The 630-nt window shown below is 44.4% G+C and carries 1 protein-coding gene; it reads right to left on the minus strand.

Annotated features, from left to right (window positions below; translation table 11 throughout):
• A partial coding sequence (bcsG, locus tag R7Q46_RS27970; RefSeq protein ID WP_318078405.1) for a cellulose biosynthesis protein BcsG occupies positions 1-630 on the minus strand: 630 nt, incomplete at both ends.

Genomic DNA, 630 nt, shown 5'->3' on the forward strand with positions numbered 1-630 from the left:
GATCGTTGGCGCAGGAATTTCTCGCATACCTGAAATTTGCATTCGGTCTCCTCGCATACCACCACCATGTTCTGGTACCAAGGCCACAACAATGTTGCGCTTTGAGGACTCTAAGGTTTTAAAGAACGCGTAGAGATCATCAAGCAAATTCTTAAGGCGCATTTTGTAGCTAGCAATGGATGTGCTTGAATTCGTATTGATGATCCGGTTGCCATCGTGCAGTGAAATTGAGTTGTAGAGTGCCACGATTTTGTCGTCACTACTGTTAAGTCTTTGCTGCCACCAGTTATCCAATACTTGCTTATCGCGGAAGATCGAAGAGCCATCAAAAGATTTTTGGTAAGGAGCCAAACCTTCTTGAGACATAAGAGCCGCTTGTAAGTCGCCGTCTTTCTTGATCAATTCAAGGAAGCTATCGAAGACACCATTGTGGTTCATCAGTAAATTTTCTTTGAAGCCTAGCTCTTTCAAACTTTCGAACAAGTAGCACTGTTTTGAAGGTGCGGGTTGGAACAGTTGACTGTGTTCCTGTTGACCGCAATTGGCTCGTAGTAGACGAATGACCGCAGGCCCGCTGTATGACGTAGCGGAACTAAAATTGTCGAACATGATGTCAAACTCTTTGAACAG

The organism is Vibrio sp. 811 (assembly GCF_033339195.1).